This is a genomic window from Taklimakanibacter lacteus (assembly GCA_003576695.1).
In the GTDB taxonomy this organism is placed as follows: Bacteria; Pseudomonadota; Alphaproteobacteria; order Rhizobiales; family Aestuariivirgaceae; genus Taklimakanibacter; species Taklimakanibacter lacteus.
This window is the reverse complement of the sequence record QOZQ01000007.1, coordinates 1-14,004: the sequence shown is the minus strand read 5'-3', so window position 1 is coordinate 14,004 and position 14,004 is coordinate 1. Positions and strand designations below refer to the sequence as shown.

At 63.5% G+C, this 14,004-nt stretch carries 12 protein-coding genes; 6 read left to right on the top strand and 6 right to left on the bottom strand.

Annotation, left to right across the window (positions count from 1 at the left end):
• The first annotated feature begins 98 nt into the window (after positions 1–98).
• Positions 99–806: a hypothetical protein gene (locus DT068_RS14945; protein ID WP_119390671.1), complete on the top strand. Its 708-nt coding sequence runs from the start codon at positions 99–101 to the stop codon at positions 804–806.
• A gap of 23 nt (positions 807–829) precedes the next feature.
• On the opposite strand, the gene DT068_RS14940 is transcribed toward DT068_RS14945, so the two are convergent.
• The gene (locus DT068_RS14940; RefSeq protein ID WP_119390670.1) at positions 830–1,846 is read right to left on the bottom strand and encodes a universal stress protein; all 1,017 of its coding nucleotides are present in this window, start codon (positions 1,844–1,846) and stop codon (positions 830–832) included.
• 83 nt (positions 1,847–1,929) lie between these two features.
• Complete coding sequence (locus tag DT068_RS14935) at positions 1,930–3,480, bottom strand: SLC13 family permease (protein WP_368904741.1); 1,551 nt, start codon at positions 3,478–3,480, stop codon at positions 1,930–1,932.
• An 80-nt stretch (positions 3,481–3,560) separates the two neighbouring features.
• On the opposite strand from DT068_RS14935, the gene DT068_RS14930 reads away from it, so the two are divergent.
• The 4 genes from DT068_RS14930 (at position 3,561) to DT068_RS14915 (ending at position 8,048) form a co-directional block, all read left to right on the top strand.
• Positions 3,561–4,979: a M20/M25/M40 family metallo-hydrolase gene (locus DT068_RS14930; protein WP_119390669.1), complete on the top strand. Its 1,419-nt coding sequence runs from the start codon at positions 3,561–3,563 to the stop codon at positions 4,977–4,979.
• On the top strand, positions 4,976–6,373 hold the full coding sequence (locus DT068_RS14925) for a M20/M25/M40 family metallo-hydrolase (RefSeq protein WP_119390668.1): 1,398 nt from the start codon (positions 4,976–4,978) through the stop codon (positions 6,371–6,373). Before DT068_RS14930 ends, DT068_RS14925 begins: the two co-directional genes overlap by 4 nt.
• Positions 6,374–6,649: 276 nt before the next feature.
• Positions 6,650–7,246, top strand: a complete 597-nt coding sequence (locus tag DT068_RS14920; RefSeq protein WP_119390667.1) for a DUF4956 domain-containing protein — start codon at positions 6,650–6,652, stop codon at positions 7,244–7,246.
• A 61-nt stretch (positions 7,247–7,307) separates the two neighbouring features.
• Positions 7,308–8,048, top strand: a complete 741-nt coding sequence (locus DT068_RS14915) for a polyphosphate polymerase domain-containing protein (protein ID WP_368904740.1) — start codon at positions 7,308–7,310, stop codon at positions 8,046–8,048.
• Between the two features lie 158 nt (positions 8,049–8,206).
• Here DT068_RS14915 and DT068_RS14910 read toward each other — a convergent pair whose 3' ends face one another.
• The 4 genes from DT068_RS14910 to DT068_RS14895 all read right to left on the bottom strand — a co-directional run bounded on the left by DT068_RS14910 (position 8,207) and on the right by DT068_RS14895 (position 12,856).
• A complete protein-coding gene (locus tag DT068_RS14910) occupies positions 8,207–8,935 on the bottom strand; it encodes a type 1 glutamine amidotransferase (RefSeq protein WP_119390665.1) in 729 nt (242 codons plus the stop codon).
• Between the two features lie 63 nt (positions 8,936–8,998).
• Entirely contained in the window at positions 8,999–9,778 is a 780-nt protein-coding gene (locus DT068_RS14905; RefSeq protein ID WP_119390664.1) for a DUF707 domain-containing protein, read from the bottom strand.
• A gap of 85 nt (positions 9,779–9,863) precedes the next feature.
• Positions 9,864–10,715: a class GN sortase gene (locus tag DT068_RS14900; RefSeq protein WP_368904739.1), complete on the bottom strand. Its 852-nt coding sequence runs from the start codon at positions 10,713–10,715 to the stop codon at positions 9,864–9,866.
• Complete coding sequence (locus DT068_RS14895; protein ID WP_368904738.1) at positions 10,712–12,856, bottom strand: marine proteobacterial sortase target protein; 2,145 nt, start codon at positions 12,854–12,856, stop codon at positions 10,712–10,714. Before DT068_RS14895 ends, DT068_RS14900 begins: the two co-directional genes overlap by 4 nt.
• A 227-nt stretch (positions 12,857–13,083) precedes the next feature.
• Between DT068_RS14895 and DT068_RS14890 the strand changes: the two genes are divergently transcribed.
• Positions 13,084–13,845 (top strand): helix-turn-helix domain-containing protein, encoded by a 762-nt coding sequence (locus DT068_RS14890; RefSeq protein ID WP_119390662.1) that lies wholly within the window; start codon positions 13,084–13,086, stop codon positions 13,843–13,845.
• Positions 13,846–14,004 lie beyond the last annotated feature (159 nt).

Genomic DNA, 14,004 nt, shown 5'->3' with positions numbered 1-14,004 from the left:
TAAATGCCCATAAAAGCTTGATCTTACCCGCCAGTAACGCAAGATTTACCATATGTTCGCTTTAATCGGCGAATCGTGCAGTGGGGAAGAGGTCAACCATGTCGAAACTGATGATCATTCTGGGCATCATCGTCGCCGCTGCCGGCGCGGTGATTGGAGCACTGATCTATGTTTCACCAGGCCAGATGCAGGTCCTGGGGCTGACGCCCGAGGTCGCCGCGGTCCTGCTTGTCGGCGGCCTGGGTCTTGTCGGACTTGGCGGCGTCATCGGCGCAATGGACAAGACCGCTGCCGCCACCCGTGACCTGCGCGCCTGGCTGTCGGGCCAGGATGCGGGCCAAGCGCCCGCTGTCGCGGCCGCGACGACGATTTCCGAGTTCAGCGAAGTGACGGACTCGCCGCCGCCTTTCCCGGTTCCGACCCCCGTCGTCGAGCCCGCGTCATCGGTCAGCAAGATCGATGCCCTCATCGAGGAATCGAAAGCGGAAACCAGCCGGGCCGTCGCCGAGAGCAAGGAAACGATCGCGGCCATGGACAAGGCCAAGGACGAGCTCAACGACGTTCTCGGCGTGACGGAACCTGAGCCTCCGGCACCCCCGCCGCCGGTCGAGGAGCCGCCCGCGGAAGAGGCTGAAGTCGAGGACACGCAGCTCTTTGTCGTCGAGGAGCGTCTGATCAGAGGCCGGCCGGCGCGCGTCCTGTCCGACGGCACGGTCGAGGCCGAGACCGACGATGGCTGGATGCGTTTCGAGAATCTCGAGCATCTCGAGGAATATCTCGATGCCATGTCGCCGGGCCAGTCCTGACGGCTTCCGGCCTGGCGCAAGGCCTATCTGACATCGAGGACGCTGGTGCGCGCATCATGAACGACGGCGCTTGCCGTTGATCCCTTGAAGATGCGTTGCAGGCGCGAGCGGCCTTCATCCGTCACCACGATGATGCGGTAGCTGGACCCGGTCTCGATGATCTCCTCCGCCGTGTCGCCCACCGCGGTGCGCGTATCGGTGACCGTGATCTTCATGGCCTTGAGCAGGGCTCTGGCATTGGCGACAGCCTCTTCCGCCGCCGGGCGCGCCGCTTCGTCGGGGGCCACCGAAAACAGCGTGATCGACGCGCCCATCATATGGGCGAGGACGGCGGCGCGGCGCACCGCCTGCATCGAGCGCGAGGACCCGTCAGTGCAGATGAAGAAGCCTTCCTTGTCGAGGCTCGGACGCGCTACCAGGACCGAGCAGGGGGCATGGGTCACCACTTCCTGGACGACGCCGGTTCCGAACCAGGCCTTGAACTCGCCGCGCCAGCGCGATGGCTCGCCCAGGATCATCAGATTGTAGGGGCCGAGCTCATATTGATCGAGGATGCCGTTGGCGGCGTCAGGCGCCGTCTTGAGCTTGAGCACGACGCTGCGTCCCTTGGGGCTTATATATTCCACCTTCGTGTCGCCGGCGGGGTCGCCCCAGGCATCCTGCTGGCTGGCTTCCTTGGGCCAGCTTTCGACATCGATGCCTTCCTCCTTGAGGATGGAAAGCGCCCGCTTGAGGTCGCGCACCCCTGGCAGCTCGAAGCCCGAATCCATCATGTTCTGCCGGGCGATGCGCAATTGCAGGCCGCCCGACCACAAAGCCTGGTCGATCGGGCGCACATAGAGGACGATGATGTCGCACTCGTCGTTGAGGGCGAGGCGGGCGGCGAACTGGACGGTGATGAAGGCTTCTTCCGTTCCATCGATGCAGGCGAGGATGCGGAACCGGTTGCGCCGCTGCTGGCGCAGGTTCTGCAGGGTCTTCTGCACCGCGCGCTCCTGCCGGTCGCTGAGCCTGGTGCGCGTGAACAGCTTCTTCAACACTCGCAGTTTCCTTTCCGCGACTCGATCTTAGCGCGCATCCCGGCGAAGTGGAATCCACTTCGCCGAACTTGGCGGGATTTGCTCTAACGCGCGATCAAGGGCCAATAGAGGCTTGCGAGTCCGAGCAGGATGATGACCGAGACGATCATCATGCGCGAGCCGATCTTGAAGAAGTCGCTGCCCTTGAGGTAGCCCGACGCATAGATGATGGTGAAAGCGGGCTGCGCGGCCGGCGTCAGATAGCCGAAGGCCGAGGAGATCGCGGTAAGGAAGCCGACGATGATCGGGTCCTGGCCGGCGACATGGGCCGTGTTGAGCAGGACGGGGCCGAGCACCGCCACCGCGGCACCCGCCGTCATCGTGTTGGACACGCCGATGGTGAGGAGCGAAATCGCGGTATTGAAGCCGAGGCCGCTGCCGGCGCCGATATTCTGCAGCAAGGCCAGGAAGCTCTTCGCCACCCAGTCGGCCGCACCCGTTTCCGTCATCTCGACGCCGAGCGAGATCGCCGCCGCGTAAAGCAGGACGACACCCCAGTTGACGCCGGAATTGATATCCTCCCAGCGCACCAGGCCGAAGACCAGGAAGGCCGCGACGCCGATCAGTGCGATGACGCCGAGGCCCAGATGCTGCGACAGGAATATCCAGCCGAGGATGGTCAGGCAGAAGATCAGGATGGTGAGCCAGCCCGAAGGCTTGAGCGGGCCGTCCATGATCACCTGGGTGCGAAGCCGCGAGACCGAGCGCGACATGTCGGTCGTTTCCGGCTTGAAGGTGAAGACGAGGATCGCCGCCACGATCGGCAGGCGGATCAGGAACATCGGGAAGGCATAGACCGCCCAGGTCAGGTAATCCATGAGATAGCGCCGCGTCGCGGGATCGAGCGGATCGTAGAGGAGGTCTTTCCAGTAGGAGATGATGATGGCGTTGCGGGCGCCGCCCGACGGGGTGGCGACGCCGGCGATCGAGCAGCCATAGGCGATCGAGAACAGGATGACGGCCGCCAGATTATGCACTTTCTTCGGTTCCTGCGAGGTCAGCGTGATGAGCGTCACGCCGACCGGAAGCATCATGGCGGCAACCGTGTGCTCGCCGATGAAGGCGGCGAGCGTGCCGCAGACCGCGGTGATCCCGAAGCTGATCCAGTAGACGTTGGTGCCGGTCATCTGCACGATCGACCAGGCGATGCGCCGGTCGAGACGCTGCTTCACGATGGCGACCGCCAGCATCAGCGAGCCCATGATGAACAGGACCGAGTCGGTCATCAGGCTTTGCGCCACTTTCGTGGGGTCGACCTTGAGGAGGACCACCTGGCCGATGATGATGAGGAGCGGCACGGTGGGCAGCGGCACCGCCTCGGTCACGAACAGCATGGTGGCCATGACCGACATGGCGAGCACGATCTGCCCTTCCTCGGTCAGGCCATCCGGTGTCGGCGCGACGATCAGCAGGAAGCCCACCAGCATGGTGATGAAGAACCACCGCCGCGCCCAGAAGAAATTGAGGTCGACATTCTGGCGCAGAATGAGGTAGCGCTGGTAGCCGCGGCGCTGGAAGCGCGTCAGCCGCTGGCTGGCTTCATGCGCCTGCAGGCTGTCGCGCGGAAGCGAGAAAGTGGCAGCCGCTTGCGTCATTCTGCGGCCCTTGCCGAAGGATTATGGCGCATGAGAGACTGCATGGTACTCACCGGGGAAATTCCTTCAGGTTTTTGTAGATGAAAAGTCTTGACGATGTTTTGCAGGGCGTCGATGCCGCCCTCGACGACAGCCTCGCGCGCCTGTTCGAGCTGCTCAGATTTCCGACCGTTGCCACCGATCCGGCCTATCACGGAGCCTGTCGTGACGCTGCGGCATGGCTCAAGGGCCTGCTCGCGGATATGGGCTTCGAGGCGCGAATCGAGGCGACCACCGGCCAGCCGGTGATAGTGGCTGAATATGCGCCCAAGGATTTGCCGTCCCATGCGCCTCGCATCCTGTTCTACGGCCATTACGATGTTCAGCCAGCCGACCCGCTGGAGCTGTGGGAAAGCCCGCCTTTCGAGCCCCGACTGCGCAAGGGTGCAGATGGTGAGACTCGGATTTTTGCCCGTGGTGCCTGTGACGACAAGGGCCAACTCATGACCTTCCTGGAGGCCAGCCGTGCCTGGCTCAAGGCCAGAGGCAGCCTTCCGTTCCGCCTCACCGTCCTGCTGGAGGGCGACGAGGAGGGCGATTCGACCCATCTCGACCGCTATGTCGCGAAGAACCGGACCAGGCTCAAGGCCGATGTGGCGTTCATTTGTGATACAGGCATGTGGGACGCGAAGACCCCCGCCATCACGACACGGCTGCGCGGCTGCATCTCCGAGGAGATCGTCATTTCCGGCCCCTCCAAGGACCTGCATTCAGGCCTGTACGGCGGACCGGCCCGCAACCCCATCCGTGTGCTGACGAAGATCCTGGGCGATCTCCATGACCGCAATGGCCGGGTCGCCATTCCCGGCTTCTATGACGGGGTCGATCCGGTGCCTTTGGCCACAAGGCGGCAGTGGAAATCGCTCAAATTCCCGGAGAAGAAATACCTCAAGGGCGTGGGGCTTTCGATCCCGGCGGGCGAGAAAGGCTATGCCGTCCATGAGCAGATGTGGTCGCGGCCGACGGCCGAGATCAATGGCGTCTATTCGGGCTATACCGGCGCCGGCTCGAAGACCGTGTTGCCGGCGCAAGCCATGGCGAAGCTCAGCTTCCGCCTGGTCGGCCGCCAGGCCCCGGCGCGCATTCGCAAGGGCCTGCGGGAATTCGTCAAGGCGCGTCTGCCTGCCGACTGCAAGGTCCGTTACAAATCGGAAGGCGGGGACTCGATGGCGGTCACGGTCTCCGAATCGAGCCCCTGGGTGCGCCTGGCGCAGGCGGCACTCAAGGATGAGTGGAAAAAGGAGCCGGTGCTGATGGCGGACGGCGCTTCGATCCCGGTGGTCGGAACCTTCAAGTCGCTTCTCGGCGTCGATACGCTGCTGGTAGGCTTCGGGCTCGAGGATGACAGTGTCCACAGCCCGAACGAGAAATACAATCTTTCCAGTTTTCGCAAAGGCATCCGCAGCTGGACCCGCATCATCGCCGGCATCGCGGAGCAACAGGGGCGCGGCAAATCATGACAAGGATCGACGACATCCTCAGCACGGCGGACAAGGGGCTGGAGCGCAGCCTCGACCGGCTTTTCGACCTGGTGCGGATTCCCTCGATTTCGACGGATCCGGCCTATAAAGCAGATTGCCGCCGGGCGGCCGAGCGCGTCGCCGCCGACCTCGAGGCGCTCGGCTTTTCAGCGAGCTTGCGCGACACGCCCGGTCATCCGATGGTGGTGGCGCATTTCGAGCCGAAGGATAAAGCGGGCAAGGTCCCGCATTTCCTGTTCTACGGCCATTACGATGTGCAGCCGCCCGATCCCCTCGATAAATGGACGACCCCGCCCTTCGAGCCCGAGAAGCGCACCGGCAAGGACGGCGTCGTGCGCCTCTATGGCCGCGGCACCGCCGATGACAAGGGCCAGTTCCTGACCTTCATCGAGGCGATGCGGGCCTGGATCGCCGAGACGGGCACGCTGCCGGTCAAGGCGACGATCCTGATCGAGGGCGAGGAAGAATCGGGCTCGCCCAGCCTCGTTCCCTTCCTGAAGGAGAACAGGGCGGAGCTCTCCTGCGATGCCGCTTTCGTGTGCGACACCAATATGTGGGACGAGAAGACACCGGCGATCACCACGCGGCTGCGCGGCATGGTGAAGGACGAGATCACCATCACCGGTCCCCGTGTCGATCTCCATTCCGGCGCCTATGGCGGCCCGGCCGCCAATCCCATCCGCATCCTGTCGAAGCTTCTGTCCAAGCTGCACGACAAGAACGGCAAGGTCACCATCCCCGGCTTCTATGACGGTGTCAGCGATCTGCCGAAGGACGTCAAGGCGCAATGGGGAAAGCTCAAATTCTCCGACAAGAAGTTCCTGAAGGAAGTCGGCCTTTCGGTCCCGGCGGGCGAAAAGGGCAAGAGTGTGCTCGAGCAGGTCTGGGCCCGGCCGACTGCCGAGGTGAACGGCATCTGGGGCGGATATACCGGTGCCGGCACCAAGACGGTGATTCCGTCCCAGGCGCATGCCAAGCTCACCTTCCGCCTCGTCGGCAAGCAGAATCCGCAGAAGATCCAGAAGGCCTTCCGCGCTTTCGCCAAGGCGCAGGTGCCGAAGGACTGCCGCATCGAATTCTCCTCTTCGGGGCCCGGCAGCCCGGCAAGCGAGATCGCGGAAACCTCCCCCCTCATCCGCAAGAGCGCCGCAGCGCTCAAGGATGAGTTCGGCCGCAACACGGCACTCATCGGCTCCGGCGGCTCAATTCCGATCGTGCGCTATTTCAAGGATGTGCTGGGCATGGACAGCGTGCTCATCGGCTTTGGCCTGAATGACGACGCGCTCCACAGTCCGAACGAGAAATACAATCTCTCGAGCTTCCACCGTGGCATCAGAAGCTGGGTGCGTGTCCTGGGCGCATTGGGGCGATAAAGTCACCTCTCCTTTTCCAGAGGCGTGACGTGCATTTTGATGCTTCCCGTTGAACATTTTCGCGGGAAGCTCCCGACATTTGCTCGATCATTCAGGCGAGGCTGCAGGGCGCTGTACTGAGCGGCTGCGGAAAATCCTCCAGTTTTGCCCGGGGCATGCATCTTCAAGAAAGTGTCATGCGGGCGTCATAATTCGAAATTCGGCGGGAATAGAACCGGAAACCCTCCGTTCTTCTTCCAGCGTGGCGGGAAACGCGCGGGAAGAACAGGAGCTGGAATGAACATATCCACCATTCAGCAGATCCTCCAGGATCCCGCGTTGTCGCAAGCCGCCAGGATAGGCCTGAATCTCGCCGGGATGAGCGCACTCGTCTTCGGCATGTACTATCGGCGCTACCGCGACAAGGAGCTTGCCACCGCCGCGGCTCTGTTCAACATCTTCATCTTCGCGGTCCTGACCATCCTGTCGTCGGTGAATTTCAGCGTTGCCGCCGGCTTCGGTCTGTTTGCCATCCTGGCGCTCTTCACGCTCCGCTCGGAGCCTCTCAGCAAGGCGGAGATGACCTATTTCTTCGGCAGCGTGGCGATCGCCGTCATCTCGTCGGTGCAGGGAACCACGGTACCCTTCGCGGCGATGGCGGTGCTCTTCGTTCTCGCAGGCGCCTTCGTCGTCGACCATCCAAGGGTTCTGCAGTCGGTTTCCGGCGCCAAGGTCACCCTCGACGAGATCCATGTGGCCCTGCTGTCCGACCCGGCGGCCATGCGCGCCGAATTGTCGGAGCGGCTGGGTGTTGCGGTTCTGTCCTATCAGGTTCTTCAGATCGACTACATCACCGAAATGGCGAGGCTCAATGTCTACTATTGCACGCGCTGATCAATGGCCCGAAAGGGATTTTGATCCGATCAGCCTGGCCGCTCTCAACTCCAGAGCGGAGATGCTGGAGCGGCTCGACAACAAATATGTGGTTGATGCCGCCGTTTTGAGCGCCGCCGCGTCGGTGTTGATCCGGCATTTCGACATCCTCGAAATCGACGGGCGGCGCGCCTTCACTTACGAAACCTGTTACTTCGACAACAGCGACCGGCAGAGTTATTTCGATCACCATCAGGGCCGTCGTCGCCGCGTGAAGGTGCGTATCCGGAAATACAGCGATGCGGGACTCTGTTTCGTCGAGGTGAAGCTCAAGGACAAACGCGGTGTGACGGTCAAGAAGCGGCTGCCCTACGATCCGGCCAAGTTCGGCACGCTGGATGAGACCGCGCTTACCCATGTCCACCGTGTGTATTACGAGCAGTATGGCCGGGTCTTTCCCTATGAGCTGCTGCGTGCCCTCGACATGCGCTATGTCCGCATGACGCTTGTCGCCAAAGCGGGAGGGGAGCGCATGACGATCGATAGCCGGTTGCGTTTCTATGATCGGGGATCCTTCTATGCGGTCGATGATGATCACCTCATCCTGGAAACCAAATCGGCGCATGGCAATGGGCTGGCTGATCGTCTGCTGCGCGCGGCGCACCAGCACCCTACCAGGCATTGCTCGAAATACTGCGCGGCCGCCGCCCTTCTGAACAAAGGCATGCGACGCAACAGGTTTCTTCCGGCCCTGCGCAAGCTTGCAGCATCGCCCCCTGGGCATATCGCGGCCGCACGGCCGGCGATGGAGTTGATGCAATGATGACGGGAAACATGAGAATCCTCGCCCCGACCGCGCGCTGAAATGGACCGTGATCGAGCGCATCGTCTGGGCATGGCTGCTGACTTTCCCGGCCGCCGGCGGCCTCGCTTACGGCTTGCTCCGGCTTCTGGAACTGCTGGGCTGGGCTTAGGCCGGATCTATTTTGCCGCCACCGGCACGGCGACCGCCATGAAGTTGCGATAGAGCTGGCGTGCATTGGCGATGAAGCCCGGCATCAGCGGTTCGGCCTCCCTGGCCAGTCCCCGCAGCGCATTGGGTCCGCGCACTTTGGCGAGCGCCTTCTCATAGGCCGGCACCTTGCCCCAGTCGGGGATCGTATTGGGCTCGAGCTCGACATGATACTGCATGGAATAGGCATGCCGGCCGACGCGCATCGCCTGCACGGCGCACACATCGGAGCGCGCCAGCACCACTGCGTCTTCGGGAGCCTGCGCCACCTTCACCCCATGCCATTGCAGGGCCTTCATCCTGTGCGGCAGGCCGGCGAACACCGGATCGCTCTTGCCGGCCTCGGTGAGCTCGATATCGAGAATGCCGACCTCGGGCGGCCGCTGCGGGCCGCATGTGCCGTTGAGCGCGTCGGCGAGCAGCTGATGGCCGAGGCAGACGCCGAGGAACGGCCGCTTCAGCTCGCGCACCCAGCGTCGGATCGCGCGCTTCTCCGCTATGAGCCAGGGATGCTCTTCGACATCCCAGACATCCATGGGGCCACCCATCGCCCAAAGCATGTCATAGGACTCGAGCTTCGGAATGACCGCGCCCTCGTCGAGCTCGACCGCATCCCACTCTATGCCGTCTTCCCTGAGGAAAGTGCGCAGGACCGCCGGATGTTCGCAGGCGAGATGCTGAAAGACGAGAAGCCGCATGGTTCAGATCCTCCGGAAGCGGACGGGTTGCCGCAATCTACAACGAACATCCCTCTATGCAAATCACCGGACCATCACCACTTCACTGTCGATTTCAGCAGGGTCTGACACAAACTGTCCGGCAAGATCGATCCCGCCCCAGGTCTCGAGCCGTTTCTCCAGCTGGTGCAGCTTCATGAAGTCGGTCATTTCCTGCTGCGGAGCGAATCCCGCCTGATGCGTCAGGGCTATGTTGGGGCCGTGTCCGTGCGGCCGCGTATGGACCACGGGTGTCTCATCGACAATGGCGATGCCCCGCTGCGGATAGCCGAGCAGTTTGGGAAACATCCAGTTGATGCCCCAGGACGACCGCGTAGCGCCAAGATAGGGGGCGCACAGGCGCAGCGCCTTCCTTGAAAAACACGGTGCCATCACTTCGACGAAAGTCGTGAAGCGCAGACACATGTGCGGGCGCTGCGCCGTGATGTGGTAGGCAGCATAGGACCCGGCGCCGAGCGCCGGCTGCGCCAGATCGAGATCATACTCCGCGACGATCTCGAAGAAGCGGTTGAGAGTCGGCAGATCGGCCCACAAGTCGTCATCCGGAAGCCACACCCAGTCATACTCGTCCAGCCGACTGCCCAGCTTTTCGAGACAAGCCACTGTGCCGACCGACTTGGTGCCCTTCTCGAAGGAGAGCGTTATGTCGGGGTAGCGGTTTCGAAATGGACGGCGAAGGTCGCCGAAATAACTGAGGTGGAGATCCCAGTTGCGCCTTTCGGAAGGGGCATTCGTGAACCACTCCGGGTGCAATGATTGGTCGCCCGCCCGCAGAATGACAAGCACACGCCTCGCCGTCGCCATGTCCGCTCCCCGATCTTTCCCGGGTCAGGGTTTCGCACGGCGCCGGTGAAACGTCGAGGGGATATCCTCCGTATCATCAGGGAGCCTATCTGCTGATCACCCTGTTCGCTGTCGATTGCCGATTGTTCGGTGACGAAGTCGCCGCCGAGATCAGCGCCACCCCAGGCTTCGTGTCGCCGAACATGACCTGCGGCTTGAGCCGCGCATGGACGACATAGCGCAAGGGCCCGCCGAACGCCCCATCGAGCGGCCAGCATGTGGCGAGCGCCAGATTATATCCATGGGCGCCGGCATCGATATTCGTCTCGTTCCAGCGCACGACATCGGCGCCGGTCATTTCATAGGTGAAGGTGATGCCGTCATTGCGGGTGACCTTGATCTCATCGCCGGCTTTCAGTTCGCCGAGGAAGCTGAAATGCGTGTCGCGATGGGCGGCGAAGACGGCAGTGCCGCGCTCTCCCGGGCGTGGCGTCTGGTCGAGATGGCCGGGACCGAAGGCCAGCGCCTGTCCGCTGCTGCCGGCGAGCACGATCGATGTGGTCTGGAGGCGGGGCACGCTGATGCGGGCGATCGGCCATGTATCGGCCCAGCGCCACGGCTTGACGGGCCGGCCGGTGGCGATGCTTTGCGCAAAGGCGCGATCGAGCAGGATCTGGGCAAGCTCGGCCTTTGCCTTGATCCACAGACCCTCGCCGAAAAGAGCAAGGGCGGCGGAAGCACAGAGGAGGGAGAGGAGCGTCGGCAGCCGCGGCCGCAACCGGGCGCGCTCACCCGACGGCTCGGCCTCCGCCTCGTCCTTGCGGACGAGGGGAGGATGCCTCTCCCCGGCAGGGGGAGAGGCGATGCGGTTGCGGGCCAGCAGGTCCTGCAATGCCTGCCGGGCGCGGCGCGAGCGCCGCATGCAGAAGATGGGCAGGCTGTCGGTCCGGCTCGTCATGCGGTCCTCGTGCGGCGCGCGAGCAGGCCGAGGACGATCGCCAGCAAGGCGAGCAGGGCGCCGAGCCACATCAGGAGCCCGGACGGCGTCGCCGTCTGCGGCAGGCTGACGGTCTTCACCGCATGGGGCTCTGCGCTCACCGGCTGCTTCGACATCGCGATCAGCGTGACGTCGAGCTTCGCATCGCGCTCGAGCGCGGCCGGCCCGGGGCTGTCCTTGCCGAAGACCTTCTCATAATCCCAGCCGGCCGGCAGGTTGAGCGGGATATCGGCCTGCGTCAGCCGTTCGCCGGGCTTACGTGACGGCGTCCTGTCGACCGCGACGAGGCTCGAAACCCGGCTGACCAGGTGATGCTCGAGGGCCAAAGCGAGGATCCGCTTGTCGGCCTCAGGCGTAGAGATCGCGCCCATGGTCTGCGCCACCTCGGCGTCATCGATCTTGCGCCGCGCCCATAATTTCGCGATTCCAGCACCTTTCTCGGCCTGGGCGAGCGGCAGGTCCATGCTCCAGTTGCGCTCGGCCATCCTGGCCGACAGCGTGAGCTTGCCCGTGCGCTCCGGCATCTTCATCAGGATCATGACCGGCTCGCCCTGATAGACGTCGGGCAGCATGCCCGGCGTCACTTCCGCCCTGGCCGCATCGAAGCTGGCCTTGAGGTCGGTGACCGCCGGATTTTCGAGCTTGGCGAAGAGCTCGCGCATGCGCTCCTCGACCTGCCCGCCTTCGCCGATCATGGCATAGCTGCCGCGGCCAAGCTCTGCGGCGCGCGTCATCAGATAGGTGTTGGGCGCCGAGCCGATGCCGACCATGAAGACACGCGAACGCCCGCGCATCATGGACAGGATGTCGAACATCTCCTGCTCGTTGGCGATGGCGCCGTCGGTGATGAACACGACCTGGCGCAAGGTGGTCTGGTCGTCGGGCCTGGCATCGCGCAGCGCTGCGCGCAAAGGCGGGATCATCTCGGTGCCGCCCGAGGCCTCGAGACGGCCGACAAAGCCCTTGGCGAGCTGCACATTGTCCCGGCTCGCCGTGACCGTGTCGGGGAACAGGATATCCATCGTGTCATCGAAGCGCACGACATTGAAGCGATCCGCCGGATCGAGCCGGTCGAGCGCATAGATGAGGCTGGCTTTTGCCTGCGACATCGAGGGACCACCCATCGAGCCCGAATTGTCGATGACGAAGACGACATCGCGTGGAATGCGCTTCCGGGCGGCCGGCTGTGCCGGCGGCATCACATAGGCGAGCGCATAGTCGTTGCCGTTCACGGTCTCGCTGAACAGGCCGATCTCGGGCTCAGCCCCCGGCCTGGGCTTCCAGGTGAGCTCGAAATCGCGATCGGCGAATTCGGAACGGGCGAGGGCGATGAGCTTGCCGCCCCCCGGCGCCTCTTCGGCCGTCACATCATGGAAGGAGCTCATCACATCGCCGAGCGCGAAGCCGGGATTGAGATGAACCGCAAGCGTCAGGGGATTGACCGGCGCGCTCTTGCGCGGATCGAGCACGGGCGGCGTGATCCTGTCGCGATCGGGCACGCTGTCCTTGACGGTGAAGAACTGCGCATTCTCCGACACGACGATCTTGGGATCGGGCACATAGCGCGGTGCCACGACGGTCGGCACGCGCAGCGAGAAGATGCCGCCCGATTGCCGGATCGCTTCCTGATATTCGATCTGGATGACGATCGTCTCATTGGGGCCGATATTGGCCACCTGGTTGGTGAAGATATTGGCGCGCTCCTGGTCGAGCAAAGCGGTCTTCTGGCCTTTGGCCTTCGCCTCCTCATAGATCTGCCTGGCCTCCCGGCGCTCCTTGATGTCGCCGATGATGACACGGTCGCCGATCACCATCTTGAGCGTGTCGACGGCGGCGTTCTCCGGCAGCGGGAATACGTAGGTGCCCTCGATCCAGCCATTGGTGGGGTTCCGGAATTGCTGGGTGAGGCGGGTGCGGGCGATCGGCCCGGTGATGGTGATGTCGAAATCCGTGGCGATCCGTGGCGCCTCGACGAACTTCCCGGCTTCGGTGGTGTTGAGCAACAGGGCGCCGGTGCCCATTTGCGAGGGCGAGACAAAGCCCGCGGCGGCGCCGAGCGACATGGCGATGACGCCCAGCAGAGTGAGCAATAGTCGGTACATGGGGTTCCGCTCCATAACGGCCCACCCGCTATCGGAAGGCCGTGGCTCCACCATGTGGGGCCGGTTGCCCTTGCGCCGCGAGCGGGCAATCCGCCATTGTTTGGCCGCCGGTTGCCGCTATAGGGCAGCGCTTGCCTTGTTTTGGACAAGGCGATGCTGAAATGTACGGTTTTGTACGGTCTTGCTCATCCCCCACAATCATGCTGTTTGACAGTTGATCGCTCACCATGACCGACCAGACCCTCTCGACTGAGGACAATGACGCCGTCGCGGATATCGTCCGCGAGGCGCTCGCCCGGCGGCGCATCACGCGCCAGTATCTGGCCGACCAGGCCAGGATCAGCCTGTCGACCCTGGAGAAGGCGCTGTCCGGCCAGCGTCCCTTTACCCTGGCGAGCATCGTGCGCCTCGAAGCGGCGCTGGGCGTGACCCTCAGGCGCTCGTCCCCGGCGAAGCTGGCGGCCGCCGCGCGCCACGCCGGCATCGCGCCCGAAGACCTTGGCTCCTATGCCAGGCCCGCAGTGTCATGGATCGAGGGCGACTATGTGACGATCAGGCCATCCTTCTCCAACCCCGATTCGGTCTATGCCTATCGTACCTCGATCGCCTGGCATGAGGAGAAGTCGCATCTCGTCTTCCGGGAGAGCGAGCGCGTCGATGCGGCCTTCACCCAGGACGGCAGCGTGTCGATCCCGCATCAGTCGGGCTATATCTATCTCATCACCAACAAGATGGGGCAGTACCGCCTCGTCATCATCTCGCGCCCGACCATCGCGGGCGAGATGTTCGGGATCCTGACGACCTTGCAGTCCGGCCGCGGCATGAGCCTGATGCCGGTCTCGACGCCGATCATCTATGTGCCCGCGACGGCGCTGGGGGGAACGCCGTCCTTCGGGCGCGTCGAGAAGGGCCATCCGGCCTATGGCAAGTACCGCGCCTTCGTGGCGCGGGCACTGGACGAGCCTTTCGCGCTGCTGATCGCGCGATGAAGCGGCCTTGTGACCTCCCGTTGAAAGGCCTTCGCGGACGGTGTTTCACCGGTGAAATTTCTTACTGTGTCACAAACGCCTCGTTCGTCTTGTTTTGCGGTGCGGTGAGATAGGGGCTGCACAACAAGGGCATCGTGGCAGTGTGCTGACGAGAGAGGC